19 protein-coding genes and 1 pseudogene are annotated in these 20,246 nt (G+C 25.8%); 3 read left to right on the plus strand and 17 right to left on the minus strand.

All coding sequences use genetic code 11. The features are described from left to right. Nucleotides 1–204: 204 nt before the first annotated feature. The 3 genes from ACYUEW_RS17600 to ACYUEW_RS17610 all read right to left on the minus strand — a co-directional run bounded on the left by ACYUEW_RS17600 (nucleotide 205) and on the right by ACYUEW_RS17610 (nucleotide 3,697). Nucleotides 205–1,041 (minus strand): pyridoxamine kinase, encoded by an 837-nt coding sequence (locus ACYUEW_RS17600; RefSeq protein WP_003486687.1) that lies wholly within the window; start codon nucleotides 1,039–1,041, stop codon nucleotides 205–207. A gap of 239 nt (nucleotides 1,042–1,280) precedes the next feature. Next, nucleotides 1,281–2,174, minus strand: coding sequence for a tetratricopeptide repeat protein (locus ACYUEW_RS17605; RefSeq protein ID WP_042385216.1), 894 nt, complete (start codon nucleotides 2,172–2,174; stop codon nucleotides 1,281–1,283). A 59-nt stretch (nucleotides 2,175–2,233) separates the two neighbouring features. Next, nucleotides 2,234–3,697, minus strand: a complete 1,464-nt coding sequence (locus ACYUEW_RS17610; RefSeq protein ID WP_085333259.1) for an aminoacyl-histidine dipeptidase — start codon at nucleotides 3,695–3,697, stop codon at nucleotides 2,234–2,236. Between the two features lie 411 nt (nucleotides 3,698–4,108). On the opposite strand from ACYUEW_RS17610, the gene ACYUEW_RS17615 reads away from it, so the two are divergent. From ACYUEW_RS17615 to ACYUEW_RS17625, 3 genes are all read left to right on the plus strand, one after another. Beyond that, nucleotides 4,109–4,312, plus strand: a complete 204-nt coding sequence (locus tag ACYUEW_RS17615; RefSeq protein WP_003362301.1) for a cold-shock protein — start codon at nucleotides 4,109–4,111, stop codon at nucleotides 4,310–4,312. 167 nt (nucleotides 4,313–4,479) lie between these two features. After that, entirely contained in the window at nucleotides 4,480–4,971 is a 492-nt protein-coding gene (locus tag ACYUEW_RS17620) for a hypothetical protein (protein ID WP_003486693.1), read from the plus strand. A 554-nt stretch (nucleotides 4,972–5,525) separates the two neighbouring features. Next, on the plus strand, nucleotides 5,526–6,077 hold the full coding sequence (locus ACYUEW_RS17625) for a nitroreductase family protein (protein WP_003486695.1): 552 nt from the start codon (nucleotides 5,526–5,528) through the stop codon (nucleotides 6,075–6,077). Nucleotides 6,078–6,454: 377 nt separating this feature from the next. Here ACYUEW_RS17625 and ACYUEW_RS17630 read toward each other — a convergent pair whose 3' ends face one another. The 14 genes and pseudogenes from ACYUEW_RS17630 to ACYUEW_RS17695 all read right to left on the minus strand — a co-directional run bounded on the left by ACYUEW_RS17630 (nucleotide 6,455) and on the right by ACYUEW_RS17695 (nucleotide 19,391). Then, nucleotides 6,455–6,673: a hypothetical protein gene (locus tag ACYUEW_RS17630; RefSeq protein ID WP_042385217.1), complete on the minus strand. Its 219-nt coding sequence runs from the start codon at nucleotides 6,671–6,673 to the stop codon at nucleotides 6,455–6,457. Between the two features lie 18 nt (nucleotides 6,674–6,691). Continuing rightward, the gene (locus tag ACYUEW_RS17635) at nucleotides 6,692–7,798 is read right to left on the minus strand and encodes an ABC transporter permease (RefSeq protein WP_163244097.1); all 1,107 of its coding nucleotides are present in this window, start codon (nucleotides 7,796–7,798) and stop codon (nucleotides 6,692–6,694) included. A gap of 1 nt (nucleotide 7,799) precedes the next feature. Continuing rightward, entirely contained in the window at nucleotides 7,800–8,978 is a 1,179-nt protein-coding gene (locus ACYUEW_RS17640) for an ABC transporter permease (protein WP_460277552.1), read from the minus strand. 105 nt (nucleotides 8,979–9,083) lie between these two features. Further along, nucleotides 9,084–10,022, minus strand: coding sequence for an ABC transporter ATP-binding protein (locus tag ACYUEW_RS17645; RefSeq protein ID WP_085333256.1), 939 nt, complete (start codon nucleotides 10,020–10,022; stop codon nucleotides 9,084–9,086). A gap of 266 nt (nucleotides 10,023–10,288) precedes the next feature. Next, complete coding sequence (locus ACYUEW_RS17650; RefSeq protein ID WP_003486704.1) at nucleotides 10,289–10,942, minus strand: response regulator transcription factor; 654 nt, start codon at nucleotides 10,940–10,942, stop codon at nucleotides 10,289–10,291. A gap of 53 nt (nucleotides 10,943–10,995) precedes the next feature. After that, complete coding sequence (locus ACYUEW_RS17655) at nucleotides 10,996–12,153, minus strand: sensor histidine kinase (protein ID WP_163244099.1); 1,158 nt, start codon at nucleotides 12,151–12,153, stop codon at nucleotides 10,996–10,998. A 15-nt stretch (nucleotides 12,154–12,168) separates the two neighbouring features. After that, complete coding sequence (locus tag ACYUEW_RS17660) at nucleotides 12,169–12,546, minus strand: PH domain-containing protein (RefSeq protein ID WP_003486707.1); 378 nt, start codon at nucleotides 12,544–12,546, stop codon at nucleotides 12,169–12,171. Between the two features lie 660 nt (nucleotides 12,547–13,206). Continuing rightward, the gene (locus ACYUEW_RS17665; protein WP_163244100.1) at nucleotides 13,207–14,247 is read right to left on the minus strand and encodes a ribonuclease Z; all 1,041 of its coding nucleotides are present in this window, start codon (nucleotides 14,245–14,247) and stop codon (nucleotides 13,207–13,209) included. A 376-nt stretch (nucleotides 14,248–14,623) separates the two neighbouring features. Then, a complete protein-coding gene (locus ACYUEW_RS17670) occupies nucleotides 14,624–15,895 on the minus strand; it encodes a M14 family metallopeptidase (RefSeq protein ID WP_003486711.1) in 1,272 nt (423 codons plus the stop codon). Between the two features lie 142 nt (nucleotides 15,896–16,037). Then, nucleotides 16,038–16,517 carry a DUF134 domain-containing protein gene (locus ACYUEW_RS17675; protein WP_003486713.1) on the minus strand — a complete coding sequence of 160 codons (480 nt, stop codon included), beginning with the start codon at nucleotides 16,515–16,517 and terminating at the stop codon, nucleotides 16,038–16,040. Next, nucleotides 16,487–16,818, minus strand: a pseudogene (locus ACYUEW_RS17680) (Fur family transcriptional regulator); the annotation flags it as partial. The pseudogene ACYUEW_RS17680 and the gene ACYUEW_RS17675, both read right to left, overlap by 31 nt. Before the next feature lie 79 nt (nucleotides 16,819–16,897). Next, nucleotides 16,898–17,497 carry an ABC transporter ATP-binding protein gene (locus tag ACYUEW_RS17685; protein WP_460277573.1) on the minus strand — a complete coding sequence of 200 codons (600 nt, stop codon included), beginning with the start codon at nucleotides 17,495–17,497 and terminating at the stop codon, nucleotides 16,898–16,900. Between the two features lie 153 nt (nucleotides 17,498–17,650). Continuing rightward, complete coding sequence (locus ACYUEW_RS17690) at nucleotides 17,651–18,412, minus strand: ABC transporter permease (RefSeq protein ID WP_460277556.1); 762 nt, start codon at nucleotides 18,410–18,412, stop codon at nucleotides 17,651–17,653. Then, nucleotides 18,384–19,391, minus strand: a complete 1,008-nt coding sequence (locus ACYUEW_RS17695; protein ID WP_096044159.1) for an ABC transporter substrate-binding protein — start codon at nucleotides 19,389–19,391, stop codon at nucleotides 18,384–18,386. The genes ACYUEW_RS17690 and ACYUEW_RS17695 overlap by 29 nt, the downstream gene beginning before the upstream one ends. Nucleotides 19,392–20,246: the final 855 nt, after the last annotated feature.

A 20,246-nucleotide genomic window follows, 5' to 3' on the forward strand; every position in this document is an offset into this window, starting at 1 on the left:
CCTCTTTAACTTATATACAATTTCATTTCTATGATTAATTCTATTTTTTTACTACTCATATTAATTTATAAAATATTTTAGCTTTAATTAGTATTTCATATTTGCATAATGCTAAACACTTTCCTAGATAACTTTTTTAAGATTAATACAAAAATGTCTACTTATAAGACAGATCTATCTAAAACTGAAATACTTGATTCTATTTTATATTAACTTTTTTAAGGCTTTTTCTAATAAAATACCATCCCTTTGATTGTAATCATATTTTAAACTTATTTCTATACCATACTTTATAAAATCAACAGCCTTATCTACAGCAGTTTTTATGTTTTCACCTTTTAATAAACTTCCTACAACTACACTGGTAAAAGCATCTCCTGTCCCAGGATAATTTACATTTAATTTCTCTGTTTTTGTTATATAAAATTCATTCTTTACTTTATTGTATGAAACTGTGGCTATTATATTGTCGTATAAAGGAACACTGGTTATTATAACATTTTCTGGTCCTATATCACTTAAGTTTATAAGCATTTCTTTAACTTCTTTTTCAGAAATTTTACATTTAGAGCAATCTTTATTTAAAAGATAGCAAGCTTCAGTATAGTTTGGCGTTATAACATGAGCTAATTTTATAAATTCTTTCATTTTATGTACCATTTCATAATCTATAGCAGAATAAAGCTCACAATCGTCTCCCATTACTGGATCTATAACTACCAATGTATCTTTTTTCTTAAAATGCTTTATAAAATTTGATATTATATTTATTTGATGCACTGATCCTAAATATCCACTATATATGCAATTAAAATCTAAATTTAAGCTTTTCCAATGATCTATATAAGCTTGTAAATTATCTGTTAAATCTATTATTTCAGGATTACCAAATCCCCCTGTATGAGTAGACAAAACCGCCGTGGGAATTGGACATACCTGTGTACCCATAAGAGATATTATAGGTATTACTGTGGTCAAAGATGCTCTCCCATAACCAGATATATCATGTATAGCCGCTACTTTTTTTGTATTTACTTTCATATGTACATCTCCTAAACAATCTGAATTTACATAATTTTATATTTAAAATATATGAAATTTAATATTTTTACAACTGTATCCATACAGTTGTAAGTTTTAAATTTCATACTACAGAAGATCAATATGTACATTAAAATTCATATATAATATATTAATTTTTAATATTATTAAATATAAGCTTAAATAAAAAATTGTGCTTAATGAAGCACAATCTTTTTTAATTTATTGATTATAATATATTAGATTGGTTTTAATATATCAGATGCTAAATCCCATAAAAACACTTGTCCGTTATCTTTTCTTACATAATACCAACCCATTGTCGCTGTATGATCCTCAACAACTTCATATACATGGACTAAATAATATGATACCCCTTGTCTAACCTCTTCTCCTTCACAAATAGCCTTAATATTATTATTGCCAGTTCCTATTTTATTTTTTACTATTTCTTCTGCCTTCTTTTTTGTAGTTACCTGTCCTTGTAAGTTTTTATTTTCCTCTTTTATTTTCTGCTCTTCTTCAGCTTGCTTTTTTTGCTCCTCTTCTACTTTTTTTGCTTCTTCTCCTGCCTTTTTTATTTCTTCTTGCAGCTCTTTCTCTTCTTTTATATACTGATCTTTTAAATTTTTAGCCACTACATTTTCTTTATCTATAGATAATACTTTATCTAAATAAGCATAGGCTTCTTTATATTTTTTATCTTTTGCTAAAGCTTTTGCTTTATCTAAATTTTCATTTACATAAATCTTTATACATTCCTTTATTTTATCTTGAGCTAAACTAAATCTTTTACTATCTCTTTTAGATACTTTTTTAAATAATTCTAAAGCAGCTAGATAATCTTTTTTATTATATAATTCCATAGCTTTTTCATAATTTGCTTTAGATTCTTTTATTTCTTTAGCTAAATTTATTTTATCTACAATATCCTTATTATTTTTATAATCTAAGGTTTTTTCATAATTTTCTATAGCCTTATCATAATTTTCTATCTCCATATAAGCTTCTGCCTTATTTAATAATGCTTTATAATCTTTGTACTTTGTATACTTATAACTTCCAAAGCCCCCTAGCATAACTAAAATTATTATAGTAGCACCTATTATAATATTTTTTTTAGATTTGTTCATAGTAGCACTCTCCCTTCTATACATACAATTCTGTAACATCCTTTTTTACAATCTTGTGACTAAAAATTATTAAATTCCTTTAATATTTCTAATATGTATTGAAAAGTTCTTTCCGCAGAACTTATACTTAAATGTTCTTTAGGTGTATGTATTTCAAAAATATTAGGACCTATAGATATACACTGTAATCCTTTTATTTTATTTTTAAGCACTCCACATTCAATACCACAATGATATGCTATAATTTCTGCATCTTTCCCATATAATCTTTTAAACACTTTTCTACTTAGAGAAAGTACTTCTGATTTTTCATCATAGGGCCATTCTGGATAATCTCCGTGGCAAATAATTTGTGAATTTGTAACCTCTCCTAGTGCCTTTATTTTTTCTACTATTTTATGCTTTAAAGTCTCATTTGAACTTCTAATTCCACTTTCCAATATAGCTTTACTATGGTCTACTGAAATAGTTCCTAAATTTACAGAGCTTTCTACTAATCCTTCTATATTAGCTACCATTGATTCTACACCATTTGGAGTAATCAATATAGAATTTAAAATTAACTTTTTGCTTTCCTCTGAAATAATTTTATCTGTATTATGAGTAGAATCTTTCAACTTTATGTTTACATTATCATCTTTTAGATATAGTTCCTCTTTTAATGTATTATTCGAAAATTTTATAAATTCCTTTAATTCATTTTCATAACTTTTTTCTATTAAAATTTTAGCCTCAGCATTTACAGGAATATTATTAGTTTTACTTCCACCCTGTATAAAAGCTAAAGAATATTCCATATTATAGCTTAAATCCTTTAGTATTCTTCCTAATATTTTAATAGCATTTCCTCTTTCTTTATGGATGTCAAGTCCTGAATGTCCCCCTTTTAAATCTTCTACTACTATATTAAAAACTTGTGAATTTTCTTTTGTATTTTCCCATTTTATAGGTATATTATGTTTAATATCTACTCCTCCAGCACTACTTACTAAAATTTTTCCTTCTTCTTCTGAATCTATATTTATAAGAATTCTACCTTCAAACAAATTATGATCAACATTTAATGCTCCTATCATGGTAGTTTCTTCTTCAGCGGTAAATAACATTTCAAGATTGGGATGACTAATATCATTGGAATCTAATATAGCTAACATATAAGCTAAGCCAATTCCATCATCAGCTCCTAAAGTTGTATCCTTTGCATAAAGCATATCCCCTTCTATTTTAAATTCTATGGGATCCTTTTCAAAGTCATGTACTTTTTCCTTAATCTTTTCACAAACCATGTCCATATGTGCCTGAAATATAATAGTAGGTGCTTTTTCATATCCCTTTGTAGCTTTCTTTTTTATAATTATATTTAGATATTCATCTTGAATAACCCATAAATTTCTTTCTTTTGCAAAATTAAAGAGATAATCACTAATTTTCTTTTCATTTCCTGATTCTCTAGGTACATTACTTATGTCCTTAAAATATTTAAAAACTTTATTGCAAATTAAATCATCTATTCTTTGGTACATATAGTTCTCCTGCCTTCATAATAAATTTTGTCTAACTTTATTATAATATAAAAGTAATAGCATAAAAAAGTAAAATCTCAAAAAAATTCTGTAAAATATTATTTCTAATTTTAAGTTAAATGTAAATATATAAAATAAATATATTTACATACCTACCATACTTAACACATAAAAATACTTAAATAAAAATTTATTTGTATATACTCTTTATAAGTTAAAACACTCTAATAATACCACACATTAACATAAATATTACTTCCATTTTCATCATATGCGTGGGCTTTAATCCAGATTAAAATATTTTTGTAAAAAATATAGCATTTATATTTGTCTATTTGTTAATAATATGTTATAATAATAGAATAAAATTTAATTAGTAAAGCATGATGTTTTACACTAGGAGGTCAATCAATGAAAACTGGAACAGTAAAATGGTTTAACTCAGAAAAAGGATTTGGATTTATAGAAGTAGAAGGTGAAAAAGACGTATTCGTTCACTTCTCAGCAATCCAAGGAGATGAGCCAAGAAAAAACCTTGAAGAAGGACAAAAAGTTGAATTCGAAGTAGAAGAAGGTCAAAAAGGTCCTCAAGCTGCTAATGTTATAAAGCTATAATATAACTTTGTAATATATAATATATTAAGTATTTTAATATATAAATAGCAAATACCACGCCACCTTTATTAAGGTGGTTTTTATATTATATAAAATTTTTATTAAACTTTTATAAAGCTTACCAAATCCTTGCTTAAAAATAGTTTAGTATAAGGAGAGTAGTTTTAATGAAAAAAAATTATAACATGAAAAAAACCATAGCTATGAAAGGCTTTATTGCTGAATTTGGAGAAATTTTTTCTGAAAAAATGAAAAAAAGATTATTAGAGCTAGAAATAAGAACTGTACTCACTCGAAAAGAACATAGAAATAAATTAGATATAAAACATGTAGAACATACAAAATATCCTTGTGAGGATTTAGATAGCAAAAATCTAGAAAAAGAATATACTTATGGTCAATTTGTAATTACAGATGAAAATCTATATTTTAGTAATAATTGTGTAGAAAATGAAAAAGTTATGCAATCACCTATAGTAAATACAATATATAATTCTCTTGATGATGAAGATATGCTTATTGATGAAGATACAACTGCTAAAAAAATAGATGATACCAATATTGATTATGTAATAGATACCTTATTAACAGCCTGTCCTGAAGTCTCCCAAAGATATTTAAAAATTGTGCGCGAAATGTTATCTAACGAAAAAAGATAATTTTAATATTTAAAAACAAGAGCATATATTATAACATATATATGTCTTTATATGGATAAAACTTTTAAATAGTTTTTTCTAATATATGCTCTTTTATAACTGTTAATATAAAAATATTAATGATCTTACTTTATATTATGAAAAATTACACTTCCACTATTTATACATACCATACATAAATACAACAATAAACTTAATCTTATAATAATAAACAATACATTCCATTAATTAACTTACATTTTTATGTTATTAGACTTTTATACCTCCTATTATTGGGTTAAATTATATTAATAAAATTATATATTCTTTATATCTAGATTATATAATTTTATATCTTAATAATTATATTAAATACTTATAAAAATTTACATAAACTTATGTTACAATTAATATAAATAACATTAGTTTATATTTTATTATCTTTTAATATTGATTTTCACTCCTTCTGTTTACAAACTATTTTATTTAAAAGATTACTATATTTTAAATATACGGGAGTAAAATCAGTATTTTCATCATTGAACAAATTATATGTTAGTTAGAGGAGGATTTATATGAATACTGTATTACAAACTATAAAAAATAGAAGAAGTATAAGAGGTTATAAATCTGAACAAATAAAAGAAGAAGAACTTCAATGTATATTAGACGCTGGAATCTATGCTCCTTCTGGTTGTAATCATCAATCCTGGCATTTTACTGTTATTCAAAACAGAGAATTAATTACAACTATGAGCAATGTGGCTAAAGAAAAACTTAAAGATTCATCTAATGAAAATTTTAGAAATATGGGTAATAATGAAAAACTTGATTTAACTCATGGTGCACCTACTTTAATTGTAGTATCAGGGAAAGAAGGTAACTATTCTCCTTTAGTTGATTGTTCTGCTGCTATAGAAAATATGCTAATTGCCGCTGAAAGCTTAAATATAGGTTCTTTATGGATAGGCCTTATTTCACTAGCTTTTGAAAATAAAGAAATCATGGAAAAATTAAATATACCTAAGGGATATAAACCTTATTTTGGCATAGCTTTAGGATATAAAAACGTAAGTGAAGCTAAAGCTCCTAAAAGAAATGAAAATGTAATAACTTACATAAGATAAGGAAATTACGCCTTAACATACTTTAATACATTTAAAAGTTGTTATCATAATTTCTCACGTGACATAAAACTTACTAAAGGATGATTTTGTTCCACTTCTTTACTGTTCTTGATACTAGAGAAAATTTAGACTAACTTCAGTATATTAAAAATTAGGATATGTGGCGTAAAAGGCATTTGAAAAAGCTTAGATATTCTTATTTGTTTTTTGAAAATATATTAGAAAAAACTGATTGTTTGAGCGGTCAGCGAGTTATCATTTTTTTCAATATATTTTATAAAAAATAAATTTAGAATATCTTAGCGAATTGAGTTGCCTTTCTAGACATATATCCCTTTTTTAATATACTGAAGGTAAACTTCCTTTTAAGTCGTAATTTATTTATTTAAACACTTTTTTATAAAATTTCTTTTACAATTTTGAAATTTTGAAATATCATGATTTATGGAATATACGCCAATTAATTCAAATGCAATGCCGATTCCATAGCCTAATCCCAAAATAAATTCTGGTAATTGTATTGTAACATGTCTTAAAATCGTAGTAATTACAATAATAAATATGCCTATACTTAAAGTTCTATTGGGCTTTTTCATAAAAATCACCTCCATATATTAGTTAGTTGCAAAATCTCTTACTTTAATGTTTCCTGCAGTAAATAATACTAATGACATAAGTATTACTATAAATATATTAGGGAATATGCTAGAATTCTTTATGCTATCAAATATCCAATATTGAGGAGTAAATTTTCCTATATTCAATAGTATCCAAGGAGATTTACTCATAGATAATCCCATAACCCCCATAGAATGCAAACTTAAAAATGTTGTGCTTATACCTACTATGTTAACTGCAAGGGCCACTACAGATTCGTTTTGAAATAATCTAGTTACAAATACACCTAAACTTACTGAAAATATACTAGCTACTATTGTATTTATAAGTATAAAAGCTAAATTGTCAAAGGAATATCCGACTATAAATTTTCCGCATATATAAACAGACATATACACAAAGCTTTGAATTAATATCATACCTAGATATATTCCACCTATTATTTCAAATCCTCTGTTAGAAGTAGTTATAGCCCTTTTTAATATATTTTGTTTCTTAAAATTTAATATTTCTGAACTTACATTATTAGCTGAAAAAATTATAAAATTTATTATAAGACTTAGTACTAAGAATGCGCCTTCCTCTACATTTTTAGTATTTTCTATAACTGTTTTCACACTATTGTTATCTAACTCATTTTTACTTTTTATAATGTTTTTGTTTATTAATAAATTTTCTCTTACTTTTTTATTTATATTATTATTTAAAGACTTTTCAATAGGTAGAGTTCCATTACCAATTTCTTTTTTATATGCTTTTATTTCTGGTTTTTCTCCTTTTTTAATCTTCTCTGAGAAGTTCTTTGGTATTTCATATACAGCTACTACATCATTTTTATTCAAAGATTCTACAGCTTTATCTTTATCTTTATAAAAGATAGATTTAGTAGGTATTTTAAGTTCTTCTAAAAGCTGTTTTCCCTCTTCCCCATTATCTTCTACATTAAAAGCTGCATCAACCATAATAGTACTTCCGCCACCACTTTTAATTGCAAAATTAATTATGGTTATCACTACTAGGGGTATAATAAGCATAAAACCTATAACTTTTATATCTTTTATCATTCTTTTGAATTGTATAAATCCATATCTTAAAATTTTCATGTTAATCCCCCCATTTCATATTAATCTTTAAAAGACTAATACTATATAAAACCATAGAAATAAGAATAAATGTAATTAAATAATATTTAATAGCTCCAAAGGAATTATAAATTAAAAAGGTTTTATAGGTTTTCATAATAAGTACATTAGGTGCAAAATCGCTTATAACTCTAAATATTTTATTAAAACTATTAATAACTTTCTCTAATGGATAAAATACTCCACCTAAACTTACACTTATTATAATAACTGTATTTAAAAATATTGCTGCCATCTTTTGTTCCTTAAAGAAGGCTATCACTATAGAGGATATAGCCACTTCTAAAAGGCTTTTGGTAAGTACTATTAATAATAAAAGTCCTATATTACCTTTAAAAGATAGTCCTAAAAGTCTATAAGACAATACATATATGGAATTAAATAAAACCGCAAAAATGTACCAAGAAACTAATGAATAATTAAAATATTGAACTTTACTTATACTTGTAGATAATGTTCTTTGAAAAATACCTTTTTTCTTTTCTTCATAATATCCATTACATAACGACATTATAGTTACTATAAACATAAAACTTAATATAGACACTGAATAGTACTCATAGGAAGTTAAATTCCTTGTACTTTTGACTATGGAATTTCTTATAGCATCCTTTTTATATATTTTAATAATATCTTCTGATATTTCCTTTACTAATAAATCTTTTTTTTCTTTAGAAATATCCATTTTATTTATGTTGTTTCCTAATGTAAGATTATTTTTCATTTCTTTATTATAATTATCTATTAAGTCCTTTAGTATTTTAGAGAATACTTCCTTATCTTTTTCTCTTTCATTTATTTTTATTGCAATTTTTTTATCTTCTATAGCGCTTTTTTCATATCCCTTTGGTATTACTACTTCTTCTATAGCTTTTTCCTTACTTTTTTTCATATCTATAAATTTCTCTAACCCATTACTTCCCAAAAATTTTATAAATTCATTAGATAATTTTGAATTATCTTTATCCTCTACATAAATTACTATTCTATCTATTTCATTTTTAGGATTAAACATATCCTTTTGAAAATATCCATATAATGAACTTATAACTATAGGAAATATTGCAAAAGTAAATATCATAACAGGTAATTCTCTAAATACAGATTTTAATTTTAATTTTATAAATGCTTTTAACCGCACACTCTTCCCTCCCTATATAAAATTTAATCTATAAATTTCTCATTTTAATGTTTTAAATATATAAATTTCCTATATCAACAATATAATTTATTAATATTAATATAATTAATCTCTAAGCTTCTTACCTGTTAATGCTAAAAATACCTCTTCTAATGTTGGTTCTTCAAAATTTATTCCTTTTATTTCTATATTTTCATTTTCTAATATTTTAAGTAAACTATTTAATTCAAAATTTTTTTCACGAACCAATAGTTTAATAATTCTTCCCTCCTCTTCACATTCAACAACCCCTTCTAAAGATCTAATGTTAAGAAGAGTTTCTCCTGTATAGTTTTCTAGTTTTAAAATCACTCTATTTTTATCACCCACCATAGATTTTATATAATTCTTATTTCCATAAGCTACTTCTTTTCCTAAATCCATAATGAATAAATTGTTACAAAGCATTTCAACCTCTTCCATATAATGAGATGTATAAATTACAGTGGTCTTTTCTTCTCTATTTATTTTTCTTGTAAATTCAAATATATGATTTCTTGACTGAGGATCTATGCCTACTGTAGGCTCATCCATTATTAATATTTTAGGGTGATGCATTATAGCTGCTGCTATATTTAGTCTTCTTTTCATACCACCAGAAAATTTCTTAACCTTCTCACGTCTTTTTTCTTTAAGTCCTATAACTTCTAGTGCTTCATCTATTCTCTCTTTTAAAAGCTTTCCTTTAAGTCCATATAAGCTTCCAAAAAATTCAAGATTATCTATAGCAGATACAGTTTCTATTAGGGCTATTTCTTGAGGTACTAATCCTATATATTCTTTGGCCTTTAAAGCCTCCTTAGTTATAGAATATCCTCCAATTTTTATATCTCCTGATGTAGATTTTAAAATACTTGTGATTATATTTATTAATGTAGACTTACCTGCTCCATTAGGCCCTATAAGCCCAAATATTTCTCCCTCTTGGATTCTAAAATTTATATTATCTAAAACTAATTTATCATTAAATCTTTTTGTAACATTATTTACTTCAATTATGCTCACAAAAAAAACCTCCTTAAACTTTCTAATTATATAATAGAAAATTTAAGGAAGTTTTACCATTGCCTTAAGTAACTAACATTAGTGACTTAAGTCACTAATCATTTGGGAATAGCTTGCAAATTTTACTTAAGTTATTCTCATTAATATATTACTTTTAATTATTAAATTCTTCAAAAATTTATAAACATAAAAATCTTTAAATTAGATATAGTTCTGTAATTTATTATTTTTTCTTATTCTAGCTTTCAAAGCTTAGATTTTATTATTTAATTAGCTATATTATTTTTAAAAGCAAATATAGCTATTTGTGTCCTATCTCTTAAATCTAACTTAGAAAGTATAGTACTTATATTGTTTTTTATAGTTCCTTCAGAAAGGTATATCCTTTCTGCTATTTCTTTGTTAGAAAGTCCATTAGCTATTTCTCTTATTATATTAATTTCTCTTCCCGTAAGATTATATTTTAAACTTATGTCATCATCATTTAATTCTTTTTCATAAGTAGTATTAAGTATTATGTTGTTAGCCACATCGGGGTGAACCACTACATTTCCTTTTACACAGGCTTTTATACCTTCATAAATTAACTCATTAGAACTATCTTTTAGTAAATACCCTGAAGCTCCAAATTTTAAAGCTTCATGAATATATTCTTTATCATTGAATGTAGTTAATATTAATATTTTTATATGTGGGAACTGTTCTCTTATGATTCTTGTACCTAATACTCCATCACAATTGGGCATTCTAATATCCATCAAAACTACCTGTACATCTTTTTCTTTACATAAACTTAGTGCTTCCCTTCCGTCACCGGCAAGACCTACAACTTGAATATCATCATAGGTAGAAAGAATTATTTTTAATCCTTCTCTTATTAATTTTTCATCATCCACTACTATAATATTAGTTTTATTCATTTTACTTTTCCCCTTATTAAATTAATTTTCCCTAAGCTTTATAATGAAAATTATTAGATTTCATTGATTTGTGGATATAATACTACTTTTAATAAAAATCCTTCTTCTTTTTTACTATTATATGCTACAGTCCCACCTAATTCATTAACTCTTTCCCATATGCTTTTAAGGCCTACACCTTTTTCTATTTTATCCGCCCCTTGTCCATTATCCCTAAGAGTTATTATTAAATTTTCTTCATTAAATCCCATAAATATATCTACTCTTGTGGCTTTCCCATGTCTTAAAGAATTAGATAAGAATTCCTGCACCACCCTATACAAAACAAAACATTGATCTGAGTTAAGAGTCCATTTTTCCTTTGAAAATCCTAGCTTTATTTTTACTCCTGTAAGTTTTTCAAAGTTCTTTGTAAGTTCCTCTACAGCTAATATACCCTCATATTTTTCAAATTCCCTAGGTTTTAGCGCTCTTACCGCACATCTTACTTCACCTAAACTATTTTTAGCAAATTCCCCTAAATTTCTTGCCATTTCTGATGTGAGTTTCCCATCTTTTTCAGCAATCTTTTCTATAGCTCCTAATTGTATTATCATCGTAGATAAACTATGCCCTACACTATCATGTATTTCTCTAGATATTCTATTTCTTTCACGGAGAACTGTAAGCTCTTCTATAGAATTGGCATAACTTTCTAAGTCTTTATTAGCTTTTTTTAATTTTTCTTCTGAAATTCTAAGTTTATCATATAATTTTTGCGCTCTTAATTTACCACTATTTTCTTCTTTTATATAAGTAGCTAGTATAAACAGCATAATAAAAGAAGTTACTATAGATAAAATTTCGCTTAAATTTAAATTCCATCCAAGAAATATTATTATAACTAATACTATAGAAAAAGTTAAATAAGATAATCTTCCCTTAAGAAAAAGAGCTGAATCCAAAATATCTGTAAAAAAATAAAAAAACAATATTCCGGAATAATTAGTATAGCCAATATAAGCTAAAATACATTCTAATATTATAGAGATGAAAACCAGATTTTTATTTTTATTAAGAATAAAAAATCTAACTTGGTTATTTATAATAAATAATAATATTAAAATAACTGTATGAGTTGTAATGTTTTCTTTTTCAAAGGAGGCTATACCAAATATAAGAAGCAATATAGCTATATATCTAAATATAATTAATAATTTTTTTCTCTCCATATTTTTTATTAATCCTTATTTTAAAACATAGTTAGCTAATACACTTTGAAGTTCATATATATTTAAACTTTTATTAAATTGCTTTTCTATAGGCAATTGAGTTCCTGAAATCCATATTTTAAGTTCTGCATCTAAATCAAAATTTCCTGCTGTTTCTATACTAAAGTGTGTTATAGCTTTGTATGGAATAGAATGATATTCTGTTTTCCTAGCCGTCATCCCCTGCTTATCTACTAGAATTAATCTTTTGTTTGTAAAAATAAACATATCACGAATTAGCTTATAAGCTTTTTCTACTCTTTCATTTTCAGATAATATATTACTATATTCTTTTTCTACTTCCATTATATTAACCTCTGAAGCGTTTCCCATTAATCCATCAAACAATCCCATTCTTCATCCTCCTAAGTATTACTCAATTCATATTTTTATAAAATTTTTTTAAAATTACACCCTTAATGATACTAAAATCTTTTACAATGGACAACCATTTTATTTCTATTAAGACTATAAAACTAATCATATTCTATTATAATCTGTTATAAATATTACTAAAATCCATATCGTTATATTAAAACTATTGATTCATATAAACTAATAGCTTTAATATGGATGATAATTGTACTAATTATGTTTAAGTTTCAATATATATTAATATACAGTTGAATTTATTTTACTTTTAATACTATCTTAAATTAAAACTTTTAAAGTTATGGTTTATTATCTAGTTTATGGGGATAATTGTAGATAAACACTATATTATTCTGCTATATAAATTATCTAAATAAATTATCTAAAATATTAATAAAAGTTGTCTTATTTGTCACCAATGTATCTATATTTAATCATATTTTAAATATGTATTAATTATTTATCCAATAATCTATTAATTGCCTTGTTTTTACTTGAACTATACAAGTAACATTTTTATATGATTTTTTCTATTTTATAAGTTTCATAAGGCATCTATTTTTCCACCTCCTCTAAAGATCATTGGTGACAAATCCTCTCACTATTATTTTTATCTTAATGACACTGCGACCAAATATTAAACTATTCCTTAAAAGATAATGTTTTAATAAGTCTGTCTTTTCCTATTATAGTATCCGGAAAAACTTCTGTAGCATTTTGTCTAAAGCTTTCTGGATCTATCATAGCTGGACTAAAATGTGTCAATATAAGTTGTGATACTGTACCTCTATTAGCTAATTTAGCTCCTTCTCTAAAAGTCATATGCTTATTCCTTATAGCTTTATGTAAATCTTCATCCTGTCCATAAGTTCCCTCACATATGAACAAGTCACTATTTTCTATAAAATCTATTATAGAATCTATTGGTCTTGTATCTGTAATATAACTTAATTTTATTCCTTTACGGCTTCTCCCCATAACCATACTAGAATTATATTTTATCCCTTCATAAACTAGATTTTCCCCCTTCTGAAGCCTACTCCATAAAAACTTTGGTACATTATTTCTTTCCGCTTTTTCTAAATTAAATTTAGGCTTTCTATTAATATATAAACTATATCCTATACAAGGACAAGAATGATCTAATTCTAATGTGGAAATCTCTATGTCACAACTTAGCATATCATTATATTTTTCATATTGATTAATACTCTCCTCTCCATTTTTTATATAATCCTTTGAACTGTTATTTTTTATGAAAGTGCTACTTTTATATTCATTTAGTACCTCTATACCATTTTTAACTACCTTTATCTTTAATGAATCTTTAGGATTTTCTATTATAGTTATATCATAAGGTAAATAAGGCACTATAGTCCTAAGTCCATTTATTACCTTTTCTATGCCTTCTGGACCTATTATAATTAAAGGCTCTTCTCTGCCACTATTACCTATAGTAGCTAAAAGTCCTGGTAATCCAACTGTATGATCTCCATGCATATGAGTTATACATATAATATCAATAGATTTAAATCCCCACCCCAACATTTTCATAGATACTTGAGTTCCTTCTCCACAATCTATAAGTATTTTTCTTCCTCTATAATTTATAAGAAGAGAAGATAAAAACCTATCTGGAATAGGCATACCTCCTCCACATCCTAATAAAGCCAAATCTAACATTTTACTCCTCCTAATTTTAGTTTTTTATATCAATAATTTTTACTAATTGTTATTAACTTATATCTTAATTCTTATTATGTATCATTATTTTAATTAAAAACATCTCATTATAATGTTAATTTTTTAAATAAATTCATTAAACTTTTTAATATAGTATAGTTAAGTTTATATAATTTTATTAAAATTAATAATTATATTTTAGTATATATATCATTTTTAAACTAAAAATATAAGGAATAGATAATTACTAAAAAACTATATACTAAATATCTATTCCTGCATAATATTCATATTAAACTTTAATAAACAATAACATTATTAAATACTGATATAAATATATTATCTATCAATTAATCTATAATAAACAAATTATAAATTAAACAATAGGAGCTAATAAAAGTATTTCTATATTATCTTTATATATTTCATCGAATTGACTTATAGGCAAAGGATTAGTTCCTTTTCCTACTTCTATAGTAAACCCTGGCCTTCTATACTCTGATATAAACCAATCCTTATAACCTGCATAAGATGCTATTCCATAGGGCTCTGAAAGTTCATAACCACTTACTTTTGAAAATAATTCTCCAATTTCTCTTGCACCTGGTGGAATTATATCTCTATAGGTCCAAAATATCACTTCTCCCTGACTATGGTAAGCTAGTATTAATCTAAAGTTATGTCTTCTTGTAAAATCTGCAACGTTTCTACTTTCAGGTTCTGATTCAGGATAAGGTCCACCATATCTAGTAGGTCCCGGACCGTAAACACCGTAGGATTCTTCTGCAATTTTAGATTCATACCAGGAAGCATTATAATTATGATTTAAATCTACTCCTCTTATATTAGCTTGCCAATTCTTTGAAAAATCTGTACTTCCCATATTCCATTTTATTAAATCATTATAATAAGGATTATTCCTTTGAAGTCCATTTATAACTAAATCTACACCATCTGGATTTACCATTGGCATTATATAAATACTACTCCTATTCCAAATATCTCTTATATTATACCCTTTTATTTCGCTACCCTCACTATAAGCTTTAGAGAAATCTTCAATAAACTTCATAAGCAATGGTGTAGTTATCCACTCCAATGCATGATGAGCTCCATTATAAAATACTTCATTAGGTCCACTACCTAGTCTGATATAATACAGATTTTTCCCTAAAACACTTTTTCCTGCAATACCTACCTGTATAAAAGGATATCTTGCTTTTAATGCCTTTATGTCACTTTCCATAATTCCATAAGTATAATCAACATTAGTATCTACTATATCAATACCTACAGGAACTATTATCTGCTGACCTATAGTAAGATTGTTAGGTTCTATGTTAGGATTAGCAGTTATTATCCTAGCTACAGTTGTATAATGTCTTTTAGCTATATTATATAAAGTATCCCCAGGCTTTATAGTATAAGTATTATAGCCTAATATAAACTTATTCAATACCTCATAAGTCTTAGGTCCTATAATGCCATCCACCGCTAACCTATTATTCAGTTGAAATCTTTTAACTGCCTCCTCTGTCTTACTCCCAAATATTCCATCTATAGGACCTACATCATACCCTATCTTTTGAAGCACTGCCTGAATCTTTTTAACATCTGATCCCCTATCACCTTTTTTTAAAACTCTCATAAAATCACCTCATAGCATTATATGATTTTTTGATCTTACAAGTGAACTTTAAATTTAAACCTAAATATTTATATATTAATTGAACAAAAAAGGATTAACACTAAAAATTCAATGCTAATCCTTACTTCAATATTATTTATTATTAGATTAATTTATTTTCACTTTCCTCATATTGCTCATTCCTATTTTGTCCTTTACACCATCTTCTACAAAAATCAGCTCTCTTGTTACATATTACTTTTTCTGAACCACAATTAGGACATATATGTCTATCCTGTTCATAATTTATTTCATAAACATCTCCACAATCCATACATTTTAATTTACAAAGCTTGGTAGTATAATGTCCCCCACTTATTTTTATTGCCTTTCCTTCTGTTAAAGCTATAGCTACTTTTTTTCTAGCGCTATCTATTATATTTTGAAAGGTTTGACGAGATATTTCCATTCTTTCCGCACATTGTTCTTGGTTTAATTCTTCTATATCCTTAAGCCTCATAGCCTCTAATTCTTCAACTTTTAATACTACCTCATGTATTTCACATTTAGGTTTTCCCCAGGGCACAAAATAATTATTTTCTGGGAAAAATTCTACTCTTCTAAACTTTGTTGGTCTTGGCATTTTTCTTCCTCCTTGTATCTACTACATAACCCTAAAAATAATGTATTAGCATCATGAATTTCTAAGTCTTCGCTATGTTCCATAAATCTACTTAATTTTAAATATTCTAAATCTAATTTACTATTATCAATATCTATTATACTATTACATTTTAAACATTTAAAATGTATATGCAAGGTTTTCCACTAAATATTTTCATTTCGTAGTAATTTACACCGTTAATGTTCAATTCCTTAGCTATGCCAAGTCTTTTAAAAATTTTTAAATTTCTATAAATTGTAACGATTCCTATATTAATTTTTCATATAGTATAAATAATTATATCACATTAAAATGTTTATAAAAATATAAAAGCAAAGACATAAAAATCTTTGCTTAATCTATAATTTACTATATTCCTCTAGAAAATAAGTATTATGTGCTAGAAGCTTAGCTTCCTTTATATCATGAGTGACTACTATAACCGTTCTTTTATCTTTTTCCCAAAGTTTTAGAAAACCTGATATAATTTCTCTTTTAAGGGATAAATCAAGACCTTTAAAAGGTTCATCCATAATAAGGACTTCGCTTTTATAAGCAAGGGCTCTGGCTAAAGCCACTCTTCTTTTCATACCTCCACTTAACTTATCTAAAGTATAGTCTTTATATTCTTTTAAGTTAACTAAATCTAAATATTTATCTATAATATTTCTTATTTCACATTTAAGAGTATTAGACTTCAATACAAAGGCTATATTCTCATAAACGGTAAGCCAAGGTAATAGTCTATCTTCCTGAAACATATAAGATATATTCTGAGCTTCCATAATAAAATTTCCACTATTTAAAGACTCCAGGCCTGCTATAATATTCAACAGAGTTGTTTTACCATAGCCTGAAGGAGCTAACAGAACAGTTATTTTATTTTTTTCAAAGTTTAAATTTAAATTCTTAAAAATTATTTTATCTTCATAAGCTTTACAAGCATTTATAAATTGCATTTCATATACTACCTCATGTTTTTTCATAATTTTATCTCTATATTAAGTAATTCTTAATTTTAGATTACCTCCCTTAAAAATTCTCATATGTACCACTTTAATGTAAAATAAATATACTAATATTGATATTATCGGTATACAATACCTTTTTGTTCAAAATACTTTTTTAACATAATATTTAAATATTTTTTCAAATATAAGGCTAAGTAAAACCACCACTATAGTCCAGGCAAATAGTTCCTCTGTAGCTAAGGTAGCTTTGGCATTTAGAAGATTTAACCCTATAGAATACTTAGGAGTACTTAACACCTCTGAGGCCACAGAAACTTTCCATCCTATACCTAAACACATAAGTATTCCTGATATAATATAAGGCTTAGTAGAAGGAAGATAAATGTTTGTTAATATATACTTATTCTTAACCTTATATAAATTAGCCATTTCTAATAATTTTTTATCCACAGACTTTATTCCTGATAAAACATTAGTATATATTATAGGGAAACACATAAGTATACTAGTAAATATAGCTACACTAGAAGATTTAAACCATACCAAAGCTATTATTATGATTGACATAACAGGTGTTGCCTTTATAGTTACTACTAAAGGTTCTAATAATTCCTCCATAAAAACATTTATACCTGATATTATACCTAAACTAATTCCTAATGCTATAGATATAAGAATTCCTATAATGACTCTTAATATACTTTTAAATACACTTATCCAAAAATATTTCTTAGTTCCAAGAATAATTAAGGTTTCAAATACTTTTTTAGGGGATGGAAGTAATATTTCATTATTTATAAAAAGGGAGCTAAGCTCCCATATAAAAAACCAAAATATTATTATTAAAGTTTTTCTAGCCAATCTTGAAATTGTCTTATTTTCCTTTGTAATAGAAATTTTCATCTGGTAGTTTTCCTCCAATAGATTTTGGATCATTTTCTTTTAAAATATTATAAAATTTTTCTAGAGAATCCTTAGAATCTTTAGAATCCATAAATACTATATTACATTTTGGAATAGCCATCTCTGCTATTTTTGCCTTTGGAACTATTCCGTTTTTCTCCATAAGCTTGCTAGCTTCTTCCTTATTGTTGTTTATAAACTCTACAGATTTTTTATAATTATTTATAAAGTTTTCTACATCTTTTCCTCTTTTATCTATGAAATCCTTTTTAAATACTAAGGCCCCCATAGTTAATTTTCCATCTCCAGATACTTTTTCCCATTCTTTTGTTAAATCTAACTGTACTTTTAAATCCTTATTTTTAGTTTTTGATATTGTTACAAAAGGTTCTGGAAGTACTGCTATTTTTGCCTTTTTTGAAGCTACTAAAGTTGCTAAATCATTATGCTGAGCTTTATATTCTATTTTTACATCCTTATCTGGATCTAATCCATTTTTCTTTAATATATAATTCAAAATAAATTCTGGAGTCGCTCCCTTTCCTGTAGCATAAATAGTTTCACCCTTTAAATCTTTTATATTTTTTACAGTATCTCCGTTTTCTACAATATATAAAACTCCTAAAGTGTTCACTCCAACTAATTGAACCTGCCCCTTTGTTTTATTATATAAAACAGAAGCCAAATTAGATGGTACTGCCGCTGCATCTACTTCTCCATTTACTACTTTAGAAACTATTTGATCTGGAGCATCAAATAAAGAAATATCATAATCCTCTTTATTTTCTTCTATAAGTTTAACCATGCCCATACCAGTAGGTCCTTTTAAAGTGGCTATTTTAATCTTTTCTTTTTTATTATTTTCCTGTGTAGTATTTGTACTCTCCTTCTTTTCCTCCTTATTTGAACAACCTACCACAAATAAAGCTGAAAAAACTAAAAGAAAGGCCATTAATAATGTACCAATTCTCTTTTTCATATATATAACCTCCTTGTATAGATATTAATAAGTTTTTAATTTTTTAATCCTATATAAAAGCTAAATTAGGTTTTCCCTAGTTCAGAACCTTTATCTTTATTATATAATCTTTAGTATACTTAACAGAATTAATTTAAAATTTCTCTAAAATCCTCATCAGAATTTATTATTATTGTACTACAATTTTATGTTTTTTGCATGATTCAACATACATTGATATACCTCATTTTCATTATATGTATTCTCATTTTTTAATTTATTTTTCTTATAAATTAAATAAAAAACCGTACGGTTTTTATCTCTATATTTAGTTAAAAAGAGGTAGTTGCAATTAGGGCACTGCCTTTTTCGATTAAAATTATTATTCATTGGATATAATAAAAACGGATTTAATTATTACACTTACACTAATAAACTCCCGTAAAAAAGAACCCATTATAAAATATAAAATGGGTTCTTTCTCCTATTAAACGGGATGGTAGAATAATATATATACTATTAAACTTCTATAAAACTAAAAATATTCCTCTTAAATTATAACAAATAAATTTTGATTGAATATAATATGAATATATAAGAACACTTACCTGTAAATAGCGTGGTTGTCTTAATTGACTTCCATATGTTCACCTATAAAAAAAGAGCCCCCACTATATACATGGGCTCCTTTTTATTCAAGAAGGACTTTGATAATGAATTATAGAAAATCATTATATTTAATATTCGCCAAATGTAAAAAAATTCCTTCTAAAATAATTAAATAAATAATTTTAAAATTGGACATGACTAATTATGTACTATAAACTAAAACTTATACTTTGGTATAAAAAGAAGGTAGCTCCAGTTAAGGAACCA

The sequence above is a fragment of the Clostridium sp. CTA-1 genome, assembly GCF_054768215.1.

What these genes read in the sequence shown, in the direction of transcription:
- ACYUEW_RS17600 (WP_003486687.1), bottom strand. Translation starts at nt 1,041, where the DNA reads ATGAAAGTAAATACAAAAAAAGTAGCGGCTATACATGATATATCTGGT.
- ACYUEW_RS17605 (WP_042385216.1), bottom strand. Translation starts at nt 2,174, where the DNA reads ATGAACAAATCTAAAAAAAATATTATAATAGGTGCTACTATAATAATT.
- ACYUEW_RS17610 (WP_085333259.1), bottom strand. Translation starts at nt 3,697, where the DNA reads ATGTACCAAAGAATAGATGATTTAATTTGCAATAAAGTTTTTAAATAT.
- ACYUEW_RS17615 (WP_003362301.1), top strand. Translation starts at nt 4,109, where the DNA reads ATGAAAACTGGAACAGTAAAATGGTTTAACTCAGAAAAAGGATTTGGA.
- ACYUEW_RS17620 (WP_003486693.1), top strand. Translation starts at nt 4,480, where the DNA reads ATGAAAAAAAATTATAACATGAAAAAAACCATAGCTATGAAAGGCTTT.
- ACYUEW_RS17625 (WP_003486695.1), top strand. Translation starts at nt 5,526, where the DNA reads ATGAATACTGTATTACAAACTATAAAAAATAGAAGAAGTATAAGAGGT.
- ACYUEW_RS17630 (WP_042385217.1), bottom strand. Translation starts at nt 6,673, where the DNA reads ATGAAAAAGCCCAATAGAACTTTAAGTATAGGCATATTTATTATTGTA.
- ACYUEW_RS17635 (WP_163244097.1), bottom strand. Translation starts at nt 7,798, where the DNA reads ATGAAAATTTTAAGATATGGATTTATACAATTCAAAAGAATGATAAAA.
- ACYUEW_RS17650 (WP_003486704.1), bottom strand. Translation starts at nt 10,942, where the DNA reads ATGAATAAAACTAATATTATAGTAGTGGATGATGAAAAATTAATAAGA.
- ACYUEW_RS17655 (WP_163244099.1), bottom strand. Translation starts at nt 12,153, where the DNA reads ATGGAGAGAAAAAAATTATTAATTATATTTAGATATATAGCTATATTG.
- ACYUEW_RS17660 (WP_003486707.1), bottom strand. Translation starts at nt 12,546, where the DNA reads ATGGGATTGTTTGATGGATTAATGGGAAACGCTTCAGAGGTTAATATA.
- ACYUEW_RS17665 (WP_163244100.1), bottom strand. Translation starts at nt 14,247, where the DNA reads ATGTTAGATTTGGCTTTATTAGGATGTGGAGGAGGTATGCCTATTCCA.
- ACYUEW_RS17670 (WP_003486711.1), bottom strand. Translation starts at nt 15,895, where the DNA reads ATGAGAGTTTTAAAAAAAGGTGATAGGGGATCAGATGTTAAAAAGATT.
- ACYUEW_RS17675 (WP_003486713.1), bottom strand. Translation starts at nt 16,517, where the DNA reads ATGCCAAGACCAACAAAGTTTAGAAGAGTAGAATTTTTCCCAGAAAAT.
- ACYUEW_RS17685 (WP_460277573.1), bottom strand. Translation starts at nt 17,497, where the DNA reads ATGCAATTTATAAATGCTTGTAAAGCTTATGAAGATAAAATAATTTTT.
- ACYUEW_RS17690 (WP_460277556.1), bottom strand. Translation starts at nt 18,412, where the DNA reads ATGAAAATTTCTATTACAAAGGAAAATAAGACAATTTCAAGATTGGCT.
- ACYUEW_RS17695 (WP_096044159.1), bottom strand. Translation starts at nt 19,391, where the DNA reads ATGAAAAAGAGAATTGGTACATTATTAATGGCCTTTCTTTTAGTTTTT.